This window comes from Rhodoferax ferrireducens (assembly GCF_003347515.1).
Classification (GTDB): domain Bacteria; phylum Pseudomonadota; class Gammaproteobacteria; order Burkholderiales; family Burkholderiaceae_C; genus Rhodoferax.
This window is the reverse complement of the sequence record NZ_QEII01000116.1, coordinates 1-284: the sequence shown is the minus strand read 5'-3', so window position 1 is coordinate 284 and position 284 is coordinate 1. Positions and strand designations below refer to the sequence as shown.

General features: G+C 62.0%; 1 pseudogene. It reads right to left on the bottom strand.

What is annotated here, in order from left to right:
- Positions 1-16 precede the first annotated feature (16 nt).
- A pseudogene (locus C5P05_RS00505) lies at positions 17-284 on the bottom strand (amino acid ABC transporter permease); the annotation flags it as partial.

Here is a 284-nt window from a genome sequence, read left to right as displayed (position 1 = left end):
AAACCAAAAGTACGCATCAGCGGCCTGCCGGGTAGTTGAGGGCCAGGCGGTAGATCACCCGGAACAAGGCGGAAAACGACAGCGCCAGCAGCAGGTAGATGCCGGCCACGACGATGTAAATCTCGAAACTGCGGAAGGTCTGCGACTGCAGATTGGCCGCCACCGAGGTCAGGTCGTCGGCCGAAATCGCCGACACCACGGCCGAGCTGAGCATCAGCAGGATGAACTGGCTGGTGAGGGCCGGGTACACCGTGCGCAGCGCCGGTTTCAGAATCACGAAGCGG